Consider the following 17,666-nt stretch of genomic DNA (forward strand, 5'->3'; position numbering starts at 1 on the left):
AGCAGTCTGATAAGCGATTACCCATGACGACTCGTACCCGTATCCTCACCGGCATCACCACCACCGGCACGCCGCACCTGGGCAACTACGCTGGCGCGATCCGCCCGGCGATCCTTGCCAGCCAGGATGCCAATGCCGACTCCTTCTACTTCCTGGCCGACTACCACGCCCTGATCAAGTGCGATGACCCGCAGCGCATCCAGCGCTCGCGTATGGAAATCGCCGCGACCTGGCTGGCCGGTGGCCTGGATGTGAATCGGGTGACGTTCTATCGCCAGTCGGACATCCCGGAAATCCCCGAGCTGACCTGGCTGCTCACCTGCGTGGCCGCCAAGGGCCTGCTCAACCGTGCCCATGCGTACAAGGCCTCGGTGGACAAGAACGTGGAAGCCGGCGAAGACCCGGATGCGGGCATCAGCATGGGCCTGTACAGCTACCCGGTGCTGATGGCGGCGGACATCCTGATGTTCAACGCGCACAAGGTGCCGGTCGGCCGCGACCAGATCCAGCACGTGGAAATGGCCCGCGACATCGGCCAGCGCTTCAACCACCTGTTCGGCAACGGTAAAGAATTCTTCACCATGCCCGAGGCGTTGATCGAAGAAAGCGTCGCCACCTTGCCGGGCCTGGATGGCCGCAAGATGTCCAAGAGCTACGACAACACCATCCCGTTGTTCACCAGCGCCAAGGACATGAAAGACGCCATCTCGCGCATCGTCACCGACTCCCGCGCACCGGGCGAAGCCAAAGACCCGGACAACTCGCACCTGTTCACCTTGTATCAGGCGTTTGCCAGCAAGGCGCAGGAAGAAGAGTTCCGCGCTGAACTGCTGCAAGGCCTGGGCTGGGGTGAGGCGAAGAACCGCCTGTTCCAACTGCTGGACGGCCAACTGGGCGAAGCCCGCGAGCGTTACCATCAATTGATGTCGCGCCCTTCCGACATGGAAGACCTGCTGCTGATCGGTGCCAAGAAAGCCCGTGCCGTGGCGGCGCCGTTCCTGGCTGAACTGCGTGAAGCGGTGGGCCTGCGCTCGTTCGTCAATCAAGCGGCGGCGCCGGTGGCGGCCAAGAAGAAAGCTGCGAAAGCCGCGCGCTTCGTGAGCTTCCGTGAAGATGATGGCAGCTTCCGCTTCCGCCTGCTGGCGGCCGATGGCGAACAACTGCTGCTGTCGCGCAACTTTGCCGATGGTAAAGCCGCTGGTGCGGTGACCAAGCAGCTGCAAAGTGGCGACGCCCTGGACGTGCGCACCGAAGCCCTGGGCTTCAGCGTATGGCTGGACGGCGCCGCGGTGGCCGACAGTGCCGAGTTCGCCGACGAAGCGTCGCGCGATGCGGCCATCGAAGCCCTGCGCGTTGCGTTGACCCCTATCGAGGATTAACCCGACCAAGGGTTGATTGCCATTATCCGGGGCCGTCGTTACAGTGACGGCCCGTTTTTGTTGCCTTGCTAACGAAATTATGACGCCCCTAGAACGATATCAAGCTGATCTGAAGCGCCCTGAATTCTTTCATGACGCGGCCCAGGAAAATGCGGTGCGCCATTTGCAGCGCCTGTACGACGACCTGATCGCCGCTTCGCAAAACAAGCCAGGGATGTTCAGCAAGCTGTTTGGCAAGAAAGACCACACGCCGGTCAAAGGCTTGTACTTCTGGGGCGGCGTCGGCCGGGGCAAGACTTACCTGGTAGACACCTTCTTCGAAGCGCTGCCGTTCAAGGAAAAGGTCCGGACGCACTTCCACCGCTTCATGAAGCGCGTGCACGAAGAAATGAAGACCCTGCCGGGCGAGAAGAACCCGCTGACCATCATCGCCAAGCGTTTCTCCGAAGAAGCGCGGGTGATCTGCTTCGATGAATTCTTCGTCTCCGACATCACCGATGCCATGATCCTGGGCACTCTGATGGAAGAGCTGTTCAAGAACGGCGTGACCCTGGTTGCCACCTCGAACATCGTGCCCGACGGTTTGTACAAGGACGGCCTGCAACGTGCGCGCTTCCTGCCCGCCATTGCGCTGATCAAGCAGAACACCGAGATCGTCAACGTCGACAGCGGCGTCGACTACCGCCTGCGCCATCTGGAGCAAGCCGAGCTGTTCCACTTCCCGCTGAACGAAGCGGCCCACGAGAGCCTGAAAAAGAGCTTCCGTGCGCTGACGCCGGAATGCACCCAGGCAGTGGAAAACGACAAGCTGATGATCGAGAACCGCGAAATCATTGCCTTGCGCACTTGTGATGACGTGGCCTGGTTCGACTTCCGTGCCCTGTGCGACGGCCCGCGTAGCCAGAACGACTACATCGAGTTGGGCAAGATCTTCCACGCGGTGATCCTGAGTGGCGTGGAGCAGATGAGCGTCACCACCGATGACATTGCACGCCGTTTCATCAACATGGTCGACGAGTTCTACGACCGTAACGTGAAGTTGATCATCTCGGCGGAAGTTGAGTTGAAGGATTTGTACACCGGTGGTCGCTTGAACTTCGAGTTCCAGCGCACGCTGAGCCGCCTGCTGGAAATGCAGTCCCACGAGTTCCTGTCACGCGGTCACAAGCCCTAAACGCATCCCTTGTAGGAGCCGGCTTGCCGGCGATGGCGGCCTCAACATCAATGTTGATGGTGCTGGCCTCATCGCTGGCAAGCCAGCTCCTACAGTGGAGCTGTGTTTAAACTGGGTTATGCAGCTTGCTGGAACTGCTGCCGGTACTGGTTCGGCGACAGTTCCGTGTGCTGCCTGAACAACCGCGCAAAGAAACTCGCATCGTCGTAACCCACCTCATAACTGATGGTCTTGATGCTCTTGCGGCTGCCCGAGAGCAGGCCCTTGGCCGTCTCAATGCGCAGGCGTTGCAGGTAGTGCAACGGCTTGTCGCCGGTCGCGGTCTGGAAGCGGCGCATGAAGTTGCGGATGCTCATGCCGTGTTCCCGGGCCACGTCTTCGAAGCGGAACTTGTCCGCAAAGTGTTCTTCGAGCCAATGCTGGATCTGCAGGATGATCACGTCCTGGTGCAGCTTCTGCCCGCCAAACCCGATGCGCCCCGGTGCGTAGCTGCGCTGCACTTCGTAGAGGATGTCGCGGGCCACGGCCTGGGCGATGTTGGCGCCGCAGAAGCGTTCGATCAGGTAGATATAAAGGTCGCACGCCGACGTGGTGCCGCCGGCGCAATACAGGTTGTCGGCGTCGGTGAGGTGTTTGTCCTGATTGAGCTGGACCCTGGGGAAACGCTCGCTGAAGGCATTGAAGAAACGCCAGTAGGTGGTCGCCTCCTTGCCATCGAGCAGGCCGGCCTCGGCCAGCCAGAACACCCCGGTAGCTTCGCCGCAGAGTACGGCGCCACGGGCGTGTTGTTCGCGCAGCCACGGCAGCACTTGAGGGTAACGCGCGCACAGCGCGTCGAAATCATCCCAGAAGGCCGGCAATACGATGATGTCGGCGTTTTCCAGGCCGCCGTCCACCGGCATGATCACATTGCTGAAGCTGCGTACCGATTGCCCGTCGGGGCTGACCAGGCGTGTTTCGAATGCGGGGGTGAGGCCCAGGCCTTGTTGTTTGCCGTAACGCAGACTGGCGAGGTGGAAGAAATCCTTGGCTTGCATGAGGGTGGAAGCGAATACCCGATCAATGGCCAAAATGCTGACGCGCCGCAACGGCGTGGAGATTTGGTTAGACATAATTTCATTTATTCTTATAGGGGAAAGTGGTCACCAGACGGCTGGATCGTCTTATTTTTTGTCGCATGTGTCCAGTGTCCCGTGATGCTTTCGCGGCATAGTCTCTGTGGGCTCGTCCTTGTCTGACAATCCACGCAGGTGACCCATGATTCCCAGAACCTTGTACAGCCCGGAGCACGAACTCTTCCGCGACAGCGTGCGCACTTTCCTCGAAAAAGACGCCGCGCCGTTCCATGGGCAATGGGAAAAACAGGGCTACATCGACCGTGGCCTGTGGAGCAAGGCGGGGGAGGCGGGGATGTTGTGTTCCCACCTGCCGGAAGAATATGGCGGCCTGGGCGCGGACTTTTTGTACAGCGCGGTGGTGATCGAAGAGATCAGTCGCCTCGGCCTGACCGGCATCGGTTTTTCCCTGCATTCGGACATCGTGGCGCCGTACATCCTGCATTACGGCAGCGAGGCGCTGAAGCACAAATACCTGCCCAAGCTGATCTCCGGCGAGATGGTCACGGCCATTGCCATGACCGAGCCAGGTGCCGGCTCCGACCTGCAAGGGGTCAAAACCACCGCGGTGCTGGACGGCGATGAGTATGTGATCAACGGCTCCAAAACCTTTATCACCAATGGCTACCTGGCCGAGTTGGTCATCGTCGTGGCCAAGACCGACCCAAAGGCCGGCGCCAAGGGCACCAGCCTGTTCCTGGTAGAGGCCGACACGCCGGGTTTCGACAAGGGCAAGCGCCTGGAAAAGGTGGGCATGAAAGCCCAGGACACCTCCGAGCTGTTCTTCCAGGACGTGCGGGTGCCCAAGGAAAACCTGCTGGGCCAGGCCGGCATGGGTTTCGCGTACCTGATGCAGGAGTTGCCCCAGGAGCGGCTGACCGTGGCGATTGGCGCCGTGTCGTCAGCCGAGGCGGCGCTGGCGTGGACGCTGGAGTACACCCGCGAACGCAAGGCGTTTGGCAAGGCGATCGCCGATTTCCAGAACACCCGGTTCAAGCTGGCGGAGATGGCCACCGAGATTCAGATCGGGCGTGTGTTTGTGGATAAGTGCATCGCGTTGCACCTGGAGGGCAAGCTGGATGTACCCACGGCGGCGATGGCCAAGTACTGGGCCACGGACCTGCAATGCAAGGTGCTCGATGAGTGCGTGCAGTTGCACGGTGGCTACGGCTTCATGTGGGAATACCCGATCGCCCGGGCGTGGGCGGATGCGCGGGTGCAGCGGATTTATGCGGGGACCAATGAGATCATGAAAGAGATCATTGCTCGGGCGCTTTGATCATGTGGTGCTTTTGAGGGCGCCATCGCAGGCAAGCCAGCTCCCACATTTGACGGTATTCACAAATCAAAATGTGGGAGCTGGCTTGCCTGCGATAGCGGTCTGCCGGTCAATCAAGGCGCAGGGTTCGGATGATCCTTCTGAATCGCCTCAATCCCCTCCAACACCTCTTTCGACAATTTCAGGTCGGCACTGGCAATGTTGCTGTCCAGTTGCTCAAGCGACGTGGCGCCAATGATGTTGCTGGTCACAAACGGCTGTTGCGTCACAAACGCCAGCGCCATCTGCGCCGGATCCAGCCCATGTTCTCGCGCCAGTGCCACATAACGGCTGCAGGCTGCTTCCGACTGCGGGTTGAAGTAGCGGCTGAAGCGGCTGTATTCGGTCAGGCGCGCCTTGGCCGGGCGTGCACCGTTTTCGTACTTGCCGCTGAGCATGCCGAACGCCAGGGGCGAGTAGGCCAGCAGACCGCACTGTTCACGAATCGCGACCTCCGCCAGGCCCACTTCAAAGCTGCGGTTGAGCAGGTTGTAGGGGTTCTGGATCGACACGGCGCGGGTCCAGCCACGGGCTTCGGCCAGGGCCAGGAACTTCATGGTGCCCCACGGGGTTTCGTTGGACAGGCCGATGTGGCGGATCTTGCCGGCCTTGACCTGCTCGTCCAGCACCTCGAGGGTTTCTTCCAGTGGGGTGAGGTTGTCTTCGTCCTTGTGCTTGTAGCTCAGTTGGCCGAAGAAGTTGGTGCTGCGCTCCGGCCAGTGCAACTGGTAGATGTCGATCCAGTCGGTCTGCAGGCGCTTGAGGCTGGCGTCGAGGGCTTCGACGATGTGCTTGCGGTTGTGGCGCAGGTGGCCGTCGCGGATGTAGTCGATGGTGTTGCCAGGGCCGGCGATCTTGCTGGCCAGGATCCAGTCGGCACGGTCGCCGCGGCTTTTGAAGTAATTACCGATGTAGCGTTCGGTGGTGGCATAGGTGTCGGCCTTGGGCGGCACCGGGTACATTTCGGCGGTGTCGAGGAAGTTGATCCCCGCGGCCTTGGCCCGTTCGATCTGTGCGAAGGCCTCTGCCTCGCTGTTCTGCTCGCCCCAGGTCATGGTGCCCAAGGCTATCGCGCTCACGTTCAGATCCGTACGGCCCAGCTGTCGATAATCCATCGGGTACTCCTTCGGGGAAAACAATCATAAAAGCAGGTTGAATTTTTTTTGGCAATCTGCATAATTGCCCACCTCTTTCTGCAGTGGAAGTGATGCGCCGCCTGCCGAAGAATCTTGCCGTTGAACGGACGCGCCGACCCGAGCCCCCGATAGCGTCTGTATCCGGCTGCCTTTGACCTTGTCAAAGTACGCACTATTCAGTAAGATCCGCCGTCTAAATTTACAGGCGGCCCCTGAGGCTATTAAAGAATGACAACTTTTACTGCAAAACCGGAAACAGTTCAGCGCGACTGGTTTGTCGTCGACGCCGCTGGTCAGACCCTGGGTCGTCTGGCCACTGAAGTCGCCAGCCGTCTGCGTGGCAAGCACAAGCCTGAGTACACCCCGCACGTTGATACCGGTGACTACATCGTCATCATCAACGCTGAGCAGGTTCGTGTAACCGGCAACAAAGCAAGCGACAAAATGTACTACCGTCACTCCGGTTTCCCAGGCGGTATCAAGTCTTCCAACTTCGAAGGCCTGATTGCCAAGAAGCCTGAAGCCCCGATCGAAATCGCGGTCAAAGGCATGCTGCCTAAGGGCCCACTGGGTCGCGATATGTTTCGCAAGCTGAAAGTCTATGCGGGCGCTGTACACCCTCATGCTGCTCAGCAGCCCCAAGAACTGAAGTTTTAACGGAATAGTTCATTATGTCGGCGACTCAAAATTACGGCACTGGCCGTCGCAAAACCGCAACCGCACGCGTTTTCCTGCGTCCGGGCACTGGTAACATCTCGATCAACAACCGCTCCCTGGACAACTTCTTCGGCCGCGAAACTGCCCGCATGGTAGTTCGTCAGCCGCTGGAACTGACCGAGACCGTTGAAAAGTTCGACATCTACGTCACCGTTATCGGTGGCGGTGTAAGTGGTCAAGCTGGCGCAATCCGCCACGGTATCACTCGCGCACTGATGAGCTACGACGAAACCCTGCGTAGCGCTCTGCGCAAAGCTGGCTTCGTTACTCGCGATGCCCGTGAAGTTGAACGTAAGAAAGTCGGTCTGCGTAAAGCGCGTAAGCGTCCGCAGTACTCGAAGCGTTAATTCGCTTTACGTTCCACAAAAACGCCCAGCCTCCTCACGGAGCTGGGCGTTTTTTATTGCCTGCGATTTATGCACAAATTTGCGCGTGACAACTTGCCACATCCGTAGACCCCCTATACTACAAGGCCTGGGGGCGGAGCCCCGGGCAATTCCCTTGTCATACGTGGGGCTTTTCATTACCATCCGACAAAATTTTTATAAGCAAAGATTCAATACTTAGTAGACGCCTGATTTAACAGGCCAAAAAGCTGATGGGAGAGGACTGAATGAGCAATGACGGCGTGAATGCAGGCCGGCGTCGCTTCTTGGTAGCAGCCACATCCGTGGTGGGTGCTGCAGGAGCGGTGGGGGCTGCGGTCCCGTTCGTGGGGTCATGGTTTCCCAGTGCCAAGGCGAAAGCCGCAGGTGCACCGGTGAAGGTGAATATCAGCAAGATCGAGCCAGGCCAGCAGATGATTGCTGAGTGGCGCGGCCAGCCGGTCTTCATTGTTCGTCGTACCGAGGAAATCCTGGGAAATCTCAAGAAAATCGAGGGTCAGCTCTCTGATCCCGACTCGAAGAATTCCGACCAACCCGCCTACGTCGATAAGGAAATCCGTTCGATCAAGCCAGAGATCCTGCTGCTGATCGGTATCTGCACCCACCTGGGCTGCTCGCCTACCTTCCGCCCGGAAGTTGCTCCTGCCGACCTTGGCAAGGACTGGGTCGGTGGCTACTTCTGCCCCTGCCACGGTTCTCACTACGACCTGGCCGGTCGCGTCTACAAGTCACAACCCGCACCGTTGAACCTGCCCGTTCCGCCGCACCAATACGAGACGGACAGCATCGTTATCATTGGCGTCGACCAGGGGGAGAAGGCCTGATGAGCAAGTTCATGGATTGGGTGGATGCGCGTTTCCCCGCGACCAAAATGTGGGAAGACCATCTCAGCAAGTACTACGCGCCTAAAAACTTCAACTTCTTCTACTTCTTCGGCTCCCTGGCCCTGCTGGTGCTGGTCAACCAGATCGTCACCGGCGTCTGGCTGACCATGAGCTACACGCCGTCGGCGGAAGAAGCGTTTGCGTCCGTCGAATACATCATGCGTGACGTCGAGTACGGCTCGATCCTGCGCCTGCTGCACTCCACCGGTGCATCGGCGTTCTTTATCGTCGTCTATATGCACATGTTCCGCGGCCTGCTCTACGGTTCGTACCAGAAGCCTCGCGAGCTGGTGTGGGTCTTCGGCATGTTGATCTACCTGGCGCTGATGGCCGAAGCCTTCATGGGTTACCTGCTGCCGTGGGGCCAGATGTCGTACTGGGGCGCCCAGGTGATTATCTCGCTGTTCGGTGCGATCCCCGTGATCGGCAACGACCTGACCCAGTGGATTCGCGGTGACTACCTGATCTCCGGCATTACCCTGAACCGCTTCTTCGCGTTGCACGTCGTGGCCCTGCCGATCGTGATCCTGGGCCTGGTGGTGCTGCACATCCTCGCGCTGCACGAAGTGGGTTCCAACAACCCCGATGGCGTGGACATCAAGAAGCACAAAGACGAAAACGGCGTACCGCTGGACGGCATTCCGTTCCACCCGTACTACACCGTGAAAGACATTGTCGGCGTGGTGGTGTTCCTGTTCATCTTCTGCTCGATCGTGTTCTTTTTCCCGGAGATGGGTGGTTATTTCCTGGAGAAACCCAACTTCGAACAGGCCAACGCCTTCAAGACACCTGAGCACATTGCCCCGGTCTGGTACTTCACACCGTTCTACGCCATCTTGCGGGCGATCCCCGACAAGCTCATGGGCGTGATGGCGATGGGCGCCTCGATCGCGCTGCTGTTCGTGTTGCCATGGCTCGACCGCAGCCCGGTCAAGTCCATGCGCTACAAAGGCTGGCTGAGCAAGATCTGGCTGTGGGTGTTCTGCATCGCGTTCGTGATCCTGGGGATCCTGGGCGTACTGGCGCCAACCCCTGAGCGTACGTTGCTGTCGCAGGTCTGCACCTTCCTGTACTTCGCCTACTTCATTCTGATGCCGTTCTACACCCGGCTAGAGAAGACCAAACCGGTTCCGGAAAGGGTGACTGGCTGATGAAAAAATTATTCGTTGCATTGATGCTTGCGGCCCTGCCGCTACTGTCCTTCGCTGCCGAGCACGGTGGCCCGGAGCTGGAAAAAGTCGACATCGACGTGTCTGACAAAGCGGCCATGCAAGACGGCGCACGGACGTTCGCCAACTATTGCATGGGCTGCCACAGCGCCAAGTTCCAACGTTATGAGCGAGTGGCCGACGACCTGGGGATCCCCCACGACGTGATGCTGCAAAAACTGGTGTTCACCGGTGCCAAGATCGGCGACCACATGAGCATCGGCATGCAGCCGGCTGACGCCAAGGTCTGGTTCGGTGCTGCGCCGCCCGACCTGACCCTGGTCGCCCGTGTACGGGGCACCGACTGGCTCTATGGCTACCTGAAGTCCTTCTACGACGACCCGGCACGCCCTCTGGGGGCCAACAACCGCGTGTTCCCGAATGTCGGTATGCCGAACGTTCTGGTCGGCCTGCAAGGCAAGCAAGTGGTAGGATGCAAGCAGATCCAGGTCGTTGAAGACGGCAAGAAGCAATACGATCCGCTGACTGGTACGCCGTTGACCCATGAGGCGTGCGATCAGTTGAAGATAGAGACCCCCGGTGCCCAGACCGAGGCGCAGTTCGACGAGACGGTCAAGAACCTCGTGACCTTCCTGGCGTACTCCGCCAACCCGGTCAAACTGCAGCACCAGCGCATCGGCACATATGTGCTGCTGTACCTGGCCTTCTTCTTCGTATTTGCCTATCTGCTCAAACGCGAATACTGGAAGGATGTGCATTGATCCAACCGTAAGCAATTGCTGTTAATCTTGCGCGCCCAGCGGCATCTCTGAACACGTAGCGCTCTGGTTGTACCAGGCGATACAGAGATGCTCTCTGGGCGCGCTCGTTTTTGAGCTTTCGATAATTTCAACAAGCGAGGAGGACCGCCATGGGCGTGACCAATCGGTTGGCCTGTTACTCCGACCCCGCCGACCACTATTCCCACCGAGTACGCATCGTGCTCGCAGAGAAGGGTGTCAGCGCCGAGATCATCAGTGTGGAGGCGGGCCGTCAGCCGCCGAAACTGATCGAAGTGAACCCTTACGGCAGCCTGCCCACCCTGGTCGATCGTGACCTGGCGTTGTGGGAGTCGACCGTGGTGATGGAATACCTGGATGAGCGTTACCCGCATCCACCTTTGCTGCCGGTGTACCCGGTGGCGCGTGCCAACAGCCGCCTGCTGATCCATCGGATCCAGCGTGACTGGTGCGGGCTGGTGGATGTGATTCTGGATGCGCGTACAAAAGAAGCCGTCCGCGTGCAGGCGCGTAAGGAATTGCGCGAGAGCCTGACCGGCGTTTCGCCGTTGTTCGCCGATAAACCTTTTTTCCTCAGCGAGGAACAAAGTTTGGTGGATTGCTGCCTATTACCGATACTCTGGCGTTTGCCGATTCTTGGTATTGAACTGCCGCGGCCTGCCAAGCCGCTGCTTGATTACATGGAGCGCCAGTTTGCGCGTGAGGCTTTCCAGGCGAGTCTGTCTGGTGTCGAACGCGATATGCGCTAAGGCTTAAGGAGCCGCTGATGAACTCCAGTCGACCCTACTTGGTCCGCGCGCTCTATGAGTGGATTGTGGACAACGATTGCACCCCGCACATGCTGGTCAATTCCGAATTTCCTGCGGTTCAGGTGCCGCAGGGGTTTGCCAGTGACGGACAGATCGTCCTGAACGTGTCACCCAGTGCTGTGCGACACCTGCACATGGACAACGAAGCCGTGAGCTTCGAAGGGCGTTTCGGCGGTGTGCCGCATACGCTGTTCGTGCCCATTGGGGCCATCCTCGGGATCTACGCCCGGGAAAATGGCCAGGGCATGGTGTTTGATCTGGAGTCGCCTTTCGAGGACGACGAATCGATCGAAAGCGAAGACGGCGATGACCTGCCGCCACCGGATGCCGAGCCACCGCGCCCAAGCGGCCGGCCGAGCCTGAAAGTGGTGAAGTAACGGGCTTTCCCTCGGGGAAGCACCGAAAGAATGCCTCGACCTGTGTCGGGGCATTTTTTTGCGCGAAGGATATAGATGAAAGTCGCGCCCGGACGGTGATCGTACAACCACCATGGGCTATGATGCGTGCTCAAGCTCACCGAGAAAGATGATTCATCATGGAAAACGCCAACACCGCCCCTCGTCTTCCCCGCAAGCGCCGCAGCCTTGCCCAGGAATTGGTCACGGTGTTGTCCGAGCAGATCCGCGACGGCCAACTCAAGCGCGGCGACAAGCTGCCCACCGAGTCAGCGATCATGGACGCCCATGGCGTCAGTCGCACGGTGGTCCGTGAAGCGATCTCGCGCTTGCAGGCCGCAGGGCAGGTGGAAACCCGTCACGGTATCGGCACGTTTGTGTTGGATACGCCCAGCCCGAGCGGCTTCCGGATCGACCCGGCCACGGTGGTGACACTGCGTGATGTGTTGGCGATCCTGGAGCTGCGGATCAGCCTGGAAGTGGAGTCTGCAGGTCTGGCTGCGTTACGTCGCAGTGATGAGCAACTGGCTGCGATGCGTGCGGCGCTCGATGCATTGAATGAAAGCGCGGCACACGCCGGCGATGCGGTGGCCTCCGACTTTGCGTTCCACCTGGAAATTGCGCTGTCCACCGGCAACCGTTACTTCACCGACATCATGACCCACCTGGGTACCAGCATCATCCCGCGTACGCGTTTGAACTCGGCACGCCTGGCCCATGATGACCAGCAGCACTACATGGGCCGCCTGAGCCGCGAGCACGAAGAGATCTACGAGGCGATTGCCCGCCAGGATTCGGACGCGGCACGAGCGGCCATGCGTTTGCATTTGACCAATAGCCGGGAGCGGCTGCGCCATGCCCACGAAGAGGCAGAAGCGCAGCGCGGTTGAAGGCTACACCGGCCTGATGCTGGGCCTGGTTCGTGTGGGAGCCGGGCTTGCCCGCGATGGCATCGCTTCGGTGTGTCTGATAGACCGAGGTGCTTGTATCGCCGGCAAGCCGGCTCCTACAGTGGGTTCGCGTTAGTTGGCCGGTTGGTTGGGCTTGTAGTCCTTGAGCAGCAGGTAAGTGCTCCACCCCCACCAATCATTGGTCCAGTGCTTGTCGTTCAGGTCATTCACGTCCTTGCGGCGCAGCACCTTGTCTCCCTCCACCTTGAACAGTGGCGAGAAGTTGTTCGCCGGGTTCTGCGCGGCATTCAGGTCCGGCACATACAGCGGTGCCTTGAAGTTGGCCGGGGAGGGCGCAACCCCACTGATGAACGTGTCGAAAATCTCATCGGCCGACGCCTGCACCGCACGTTTGACCTGCACCCGGTTGTCCGCATCAATCGCGTCGAAGTAGCGTTTGTCGCCGTAGGCATGCCATTGATCGCCCATGGCGTTGCGCACCTTGAGCCCGAACTTGCTGTCTTCGTCGTGCATGAAACGGCTGATCAGCGAACCCAGCTCACCCGGTGTCACCACTGCCGCCAGTTGTTTGCGTGGCACGCGCAAATGGCCGGCAGAAAACAGGTCGGTCAGGAAGTGATCCGCGAAACTGTTCATGGCATACGCCAGTTCCAGCGCCTGGTCGGTGCCGGTCTGATGGGCGACCACCGCCTGTTGCAACGCCGCGGTATGGCCGGCCAGGTACGCCGACAGTGCCCACTCACCAAAGTGGTCGGCGTTATCCGCCGCCAGCTTCAAGTAACGACCCAACGGTATAAGCGCAGACACCGCGCTGCCACCTCCGGTGATGCGGTTCCATTCCTCAGACAACGTATCTCCCAGGGCATCATAGGCTTCATGGGCTTGCTTGCCGTCCTTGATCGCCTGGTTGACCGCGTTGATCTCCTTTTGCATGACCGCGAGAATCTTGCGCGCTTCTTCTCGCGAAGCGGGCAGCACGGCCAACGAGTTGAACGCGGCGGTAAAGCGTTGCACGCGATCAGTCGGGGAGGCGCCATCGCTGATGGGTTGGCCAGGAATGCCATAGAAGTCGCCGCCCAAGGCGATCACTTGGCCGTAGGTGAGAGCCAGCCCGTTCGGCAGGTGCAGTTCCACTTGGCGCGCCGGAATGGCCGGTGCGTCCTTGACGAAACGCAGCAACGTGTCGTCGCCAATTGCGGTGTGCTCGCCGCCTTCGAAGCGCAGAGTTGGCGGTTTTTTTTCGGGTGCTGCGAGTTCAAGATCTGACATGTTAGCTCCTTGCTATGTCGTAGGAATCTTTCGTATTAACTGTATGTATATACAGTTAAATCGAGCATAGAGGAAAAACTTCCTACGTCAAGAACTCGAGCCTCAACACATCTCTCAGGATGAAGTCGGATGAATTGCAGTTGACGAATCTTTTTATAGTTGTACGATGACGTACGACATCATCAAAACCAACAACAACCTTTCGACAGAAAGTCTTCGCCCAGGGTGTTCGAATAATGAATCCACAAGAACTGAAGTCCATCCTCTCCCACGGTCTGCTGTCTTTCCCGGTGACCGATTTCAACGCCCAGGGTGACTTCCACCAGGCGGGCTACATCAAGCGCCTGGAATGGCTGGCCCCTTACGGCGCCACCGCCTTGTTCGCGGCCGGCGGCACCGGTGAGTTTTTCTCCCTTGCCGCCAGCGAATATTCCCAAGTGGTGAAAACCGCGGTTGATACCTGCGCTACCAGCGTGCCGATCCTCGCCGGCGTGGGTGGTTCGACCCGCCAGGCCATCGAGTACGCCCAAGAGGCCGAGCGCCTGGGCGCCAAAGGCCTGTTGCTGCTGCCGCACTACCTCACCGAAGCCAGCCAGGACGGCGTTGCCGCCCACGTTGAAGCCGTGTGCAAGTCGGTAAAAATCGGTGTGGTGGTGTACAACCGCAACGTCTGCCGCTTGACCGCGCCGCTGCTGGAACGCCTGGCCGAGCGCTGCCCGAACCTGATCGGCTACAAGGATGGCCTGGGTGACATCGAGTTGATGGTGTCGATCCGCCGTCGTCTGGGCGACCGTTTCAGCTACCTCGGCGGCCTGCCGACTGCAGAGGTTTACGCCGCTGCCTACAAGGCCCTGGGCGTGCCGGTGTACTCCTCGGCGGTGTTCAACTTCATCCCGAAAACCGCGATGGACTTCTACCACGCGATTGCCCAGGACGATCACGCCACCGTCGCCAAGATCATCGACAACTTCTTCCTGCCTTACCTCGACATCCGTAACCGCAAGGCCGGCTATGCCGTGAGCATCGTCAAGGCTGGCGCCAAGATCGCCGGCTACGACGCAGGCCCGGTGCGCACTCCGCTGACCGACCTGTTGCCGGAAGAATACGAAGCCCTGGCCGCGCTGATCGACAAGCAAGGTCCGCAGTAACTCATCAACAAGGCCGCTGAGCGATCAGCGGCCTTTTGCGTCAGGAGAAGATTTGTGTCCCAAGCCAAACGTTTTGATAACTACATCAACGGCGAGTGGGTGGCCGGTGCCGACTACTGCGTCAACATCAACCCGTCGGAGCTTTCCGATGCGATTGGTGAATACGCCAAGGCGGATGTAGCCCAAGTTAACGCTGCCATCGATGCGGCACGCGCTGCCTTCCCAGCCTGGTCGACTTCCGGCATCCAGGCGCGCCATGACGCCCTGGACAAAGTCGGCAGCGAAATCCTCGCTCGCCGCGAAGAGCTCGGTACCCTGCTGGCCCGGGAAGAGGGCAAGACTCTGCCCGAAGCCATTGGTGAAGTGACCCGTGCTGGCAATATCTTCAAATTCTTTGCCGGTGAATGCCTGCGCTTGTCCGGTGATTACGTGCCGTCGGTACGCCCGGGCGTCAACGTCGAAGTCACCCGTGAAGCCCTGGGTGTGGTTGGCCTGATCACCCCGTGGAACTTCCCGATTGCCATTCCCGCGTGGAAAATCGCCCCGGCCCTGGCCTACGGCAACTGCGTGGTGATCAAGCCGGCCGAACTGGTACCGGGCTGCGCCTGGGCCCTGGCAGAGATCATCTCCCGCGCCGGTTTCCCGGCCGGTGTGTTCAACCTGGTGATGGGCAGTGGCCGCGTGGTCGGTGACGTGCTGGTTAACAGCCCGAAAGTCGACGGTATCAGCTTTACCGGTTCGGTCGGCGTGGGTCGCCAGATCGCTGTCAGCTGCGTGTCGCGTCAAGCCAAAGTGCAGTTGGAAATGGGCGGCAAGAACCCGCAGATCATCCTCGACGACGCCGACCTCAAGCAGGCCGTCGAGCTGTCGGTACAGAGCGCGTTCTACTCCACCGGCCAGCGTTGCACCGCGTCCAGCCGCCTGATTGTGACTGCTGGCATCCATGACCAGTTCGTCGCGGCCATGGCCGAGCGCATGAAGTCGATCAAGGTCGGCCACGCACTCAAAAGCGGCACCGATATCGGCCCGGTGGTCTCCCAGGCCCAATTGGACCAGGACCTGAAATACATCGACATCGGCCAAAGCGAAGGCGCGCGGCTGGTCAGCGGTGGTGGCCTGGTGACTTGCGATACCGAAGGCTACTTCCTGGCGCCGACGCTGTTTGCCGACAGCGAAGCCGCCATGCGCATCAGCCGTGAAGAGATCTTCGGCCCGGTGGCCAACGTGGTGCGGGTGGCGGACTACGAGGCGGCGCTGGCCATGGCCAACGACACCGAGTTCGGTTTGTCGGCGGGTATCGCCACCACTTCGCTCAAGTATGCCAACCACTTCAAGCGCCACTCCCAGGCCGGGATGGTGATGGTCAACCTGCCGACCGCCGGCGTGGACTATCACGTTCCGTTCGGTGGCCGTAAAGGCTCATCCTACGGTTCGCGTGAGCAAGGTCGCTATGCGCAAGAGTTCTACACCGTGGTGAAGACCAGCTACATCGGTTCGTAATACGCAGTACCTGTAGGAACCGGTTCCTCTGGGAGCTGGCTTGTGTGGGAGCTGGCTTGCCTGCGATAGCATCACCGCGGTGTCACAGACACACCGAGGTGCCTGCATCGCGGGCAAGCCCGGCTCCCACATAAAGCGGTTCCCATGCTGAAAACAGAAAACCATTACCCGCAAAAAAAATAATTAGTGGGAGTACACCTTCATGCAAGCGACCAAGCCGACCCACGTCCGCTATTTGATCCTGCTCATGCTGTTCCTGGTGACCACGATCAACTACGCCGACCGGGCCACCATCGCCATTGCCGGCTCCAGCCTGCAAAAAGACCTCGGTATCGACGCGGTCACCCTCGGTTATATCTTCTCTGCATTCGGTTGGGCCTACGTGGCCGGGCAAATCCCCGGTGGGTGGCTGCTGGACCGTTTCGGCTCGAAAAAAATCTATGCCTTGAGCATCTTCACCTGGTCGCTGTTCACCGTGCTGCAAGGCTATGTGGGCGAGTTCGGGGTCTCCACTGCGATTGTCGCGCTGTTCATGCTGCGCTTTCTGGTGGGCTTGGCCGAGGCGCCTTCCTTCCCGGGAAATGCCCGTATCGTCGCAGCGTGGTTTCCTACGGCGGAGCGCGGCACCGCGTCGGCGATTTTCAACTCGGCGCAGTACTTCGCCACCGTGTTGTTCGCCCCACTGATGGGCTGGATCGTCTACACCTTCGGCTGGCAGCACGTGTTTATCGTGATGGGTGGCATCGGCATCCTGTTCTCGCTGATCTGGCTGAAACTGATCCACGGCCCGCGCCAGCATCCGATGATCAACGAAGCGGAGTTCAACCACATCGCGGCCAATGGTGCGATGGTCGACATGGATCAAGACAAGGGCAAGGGTAAGAAAACCGACGGCCCGAAGTGGGATTACATCCGCCAGTTGCTGACCAATCGCATGATGCTCGGCGTATACCTGGGCCAGTACTGCATCAACGGCATTACCTACTTCTTCCTGACATGGTTCCCGGTGTACCTGGTGCAAGAGCGCGGCATGACCATTCTCAAGGCCGGTTTCATTGCCTCGTTGCCGGCGATCTGCGGCTTTATCGGCGGCGTGCTCGGCGGCGTGATTTCCGACTACTTGCTGCGTAAGGGGCATTCGCTGACGTTCGCCCGCAAAGCGCCGATCATTGGTGGCCTGCTGATTTCCAGCAGCATCGTGGCGTGCAACTACGTGGATATCGAGTGGATGGTGGTGGGCTTCATGGCCCTGGCCTTCTTCGGTAAAGGCGTGGGCGCACTGGGTTGGGCGGTGGTGTCTGACACCTCGCCAAAACAAATCGCCGGCCTCAGTGGCGGTCTGTTCAACATGTTTGGCAACCTGGCGTCTATCAGTACGCCTATCGTGATCGGCTACATCATCAGCACCACCGGCTCGTTCAAATGGGCCCTGGTGTTTGTGGGCGCCAACGCGTTGCTGGCGGTGTTCAGCTACCTGGTGATTGTCGGCCCGATCAAGCGCGTGGTGCTCAAAGAGCCGCCAGCCAAGGGCCCTCAGTTGACTAACCTTACCGAAGCGCATTCCTGAGGGGCGATGA

General features: G+C 59.6%; 17 protein-coding genes. 14 read left to right on the forward strand and 3 right to left on the reverse strand.

Annotated features, from left to right (window positions below):
* Positions 1–23 precede the first annotated feature (23 nt).
* Positions 24–1,379: a tryptophan--tRNA ligase gene (locus AC07SU_RS06585; RefSeq protein ID WP_176995108.1), complete on the forward strand. Its 1,356-nt coding sequence runs from the start codon at positions 24–26 to the stop codon at positions 1,377–1,379.
* A gap of 79 nt (positions 1,380–1,458) precedes the next feature.
* Positions 1,459–2,553 (forward strand): cell division protein ZapE, encoded by a 1,095-nt coding sequence (zapE, locus tag AC07SU_RS06590; RefSeq protein ID WP_176995107.1) that lies wholly within the window; start codon positions 1,459–1,461, stop codon positions 2,551–2,553.
* A gap of 116 nt (positions 2,554–2,669) precedes the next feature.
* Here zapE and AC07SU_RS06595 read toward each other — a convergent pair whose 3' ends face one another.
* Complete coding sequence (locus AC07SU_RS06595; RefSeq protein ID WP_176995256.1) at positions 2,670–3,590, reverse strand: GlxA family transcriptional regulator; 921 nt, start codon at positions 3,588–3,590, stop codon at positions 2,670–2,672.
* 220 nt (positions 3,591–3,810) lie between these two features.
* Between AC07SU_RS06595 and AC07SU_RS06600 the strand changes: the two genes are divergently transcribed.
* On the forward strand, positions 3,811–4,947 hold the full coding sequence (locus AC07SU_RS06600; protein WP_176995106.1) for an acyl-CoA dehydrogenase family protein: 1,137 nt from the start codon (positions 3,811–3,813) through the stop codon (positions 4,945–4,947).
* Between the two features lie 113 nt (positions 4,948–5,060).
* On the opposite strand, the gene AC07SU_RS06605 is transcribed toward AC07SU_RS06600, so the two are convergent.
* A complete protein-coding gene (locus AC07SU_RS06605) occupies positions 5,061–6,101 on the reverse strand; it encodes an NADP(H)-dependent aldo-keto reductase (protein ID WP_494996555.1) in 1,041 nt (346 codons plus the stop codon).
* Positions 6,102–6,350: 249 nt separating this feature from the next.
* On the opposite strand from AC07SU_RS06605, the gene rplM reads away from it, so the two are divergent.
* The 8 genes from rplM to AC07SU_RS06645 all read left to right on the forward strand — a co-directional run bounded on the left by rplM (position 6,351) and on the right by AC07SU_RS06645 (position 12,151).
* Positions 6,351–6,779, forward strand: a complete 429-nt coding sequence (rplM, locus tag AC07SU_RS06610; RefSeq protein WP_003188508.1) for a 50S ribosomal protein L13 — start codon at positions 6,351–6,353, stop codon at positions 6,777–6,779.
* A 14-nt stretch (positions 6,780–6,793) separates the two neighbouring features.
* Positions 6,794–7,186 carry a 30S ribosomal protein S9 gene (gene rpsI, locus AC07SU_RS06615; RefSeq protein ID WP_016971570.1) on the forward strand — a complete coding sequence of 131 codons (393 nt, stop codon included), beginning with the start codon at positions 6,794–6,796 and terminating at the stop codon, positions 7,184–7,186.
* A gap of 266 nt (positions 7,187–7,452) precedes the next feature.
* On the forward strand, positions 7,453–8,049 hold the full coding sequence (gene petA, locus AC07SU_RS06620; RefSeq protein ID WP_122720920.1) for a ubiquinol-cytochrome c reductase iron-sulfur subunit: 597 nt from the start codon (positions 7,453–7,455) through the stop codon (positions 8,047–8,049).
* Positions 8,049–9,260 carry a cytochrome b gene (locus AC07SU_RS06625; protein WP_494996556.1) on the forward strand — a complete coding sequence of 404 codons (1,212 nt, stop codon included), beginning with the start codon at positions 8,049–8,051 and terminating at the stop codon, positions 9,258–9,260. Before petA ends, AC07SU_RS06625 begins: the two co-directional genes overlap by 1 nt.
* Entirely contained in the window at positions 9,260–10,039 is a 780-nt protein-coding gene (locus AC07SU_RS06630) for a cytochrome c1 (protein ID WP_176995103.1), read from the forward strand. Before AC07SU_RS06625 ends, AC07SU_RS06630 begins: the two co-directional genes overlap by 1 nt.
* 149 nt (positions 10,040–10,188) lie before the next feature.
* A complete protein-coding gene (locus AC07SU_RS06635; protein WP_176995102.1) occupies positions 10,189–10,806 on the forward strand; it encodes a glutathione S-transferase N-terminal domain-containing protein in 618 nt (205 codons plus the stop codon).
* Between the two features lie 17 nt (positions 10,807–10,823).
* A complete protein-coding gene (locus AC07SU_RS06640; RefSeq protein ID WP_176995101.1) occupies positions 10,824–11,243 on the forward strand; it encodes a ClpXP protease specificity-enhancing factor in 420 nt (139 codons plus the stop codon).
* A gap of 158 nt (positions 11,244–11,401) precedes the next feature.
* Positions 11,402–12,151 (forward strand): FadR/GntR family transcriptional regulator, encoded by a 750-nt coding sequence (locus AC07SU_RS06645; RefSeq protein WP_016976230.1) that lies wholly within the window; start codon positions 11,402–11,404, stop codon positions 12,149–12,151.
* A 132-nt stretch (positions 12,152–12,283) separates the two neighbouring features.
* On the opposite strand, the gene AC07SU_RS06650 is transcribed toward AC07SU_RS06645, so the two are convergent.
* The gene (locus AC07SU_RS06650; RefSeq protein WP_494996557.1) at positions 12,284–13,441 is read right to left on the reverse strand and encodes a phospholipase; all 1,158 of its coding nucleotides are present in this window, start codon (positions 13,439–13,441) and stop codon (positions 12,284–12,286) included.
* A gap of 236 nt (positions 13,442–13,677) precedes the next feature.
* Here AC07SU_RS06650 and kdgD point away from each other — a divergent pair, with 236 nt between their 5' ends.
* The 3 genes from kdgD (at position 13,678) to AC07SU_RS06665 (ending at position 17,656) form a co-directional block, all read left to right on the forward strand.
* Positions 13,678–14,589 (forward strand): 5-dehydro-4-deoxyglucarate dehydratase, encoded by a 912-nt coding sequence (gene kdgD, locus AC07SU_RS06655; RefSeq protein WP_017138261.1) that lies wholly within the window; start codon positions 13,678–13,680, stop codon positions 14,587–14,589.
* Between the two features lie 54 nt (positions 14,590–14,643).
* Complete coding sequence (locus AC07SU_RS06660; protein WP_494996558.1) at positions 14,644–16,089, forward strand: aldehyde dehydrogenase family protein; 1,446 nt, start codon at positions 14,644–14,646, stop codon at positions 16,087–16,089.
* 202 nt (positions 16,090–16,291) lie between these two features.
* Positions 16,292–17,656, forward strand: coding sequence for an MFS transporter (locus tag AC07SU_RS06665; protein WP_176995098.1), 1,365 nt, complete (start codon positions 16,292–16,294; stop codon positions 17,654–17,656).
* Positions 17,657–17,666 lie beyond the last annotated feature (10 nt).

Source organism: Pseudomonas sp. GW821-FHT05H12 (assembly GCF_059419385.1).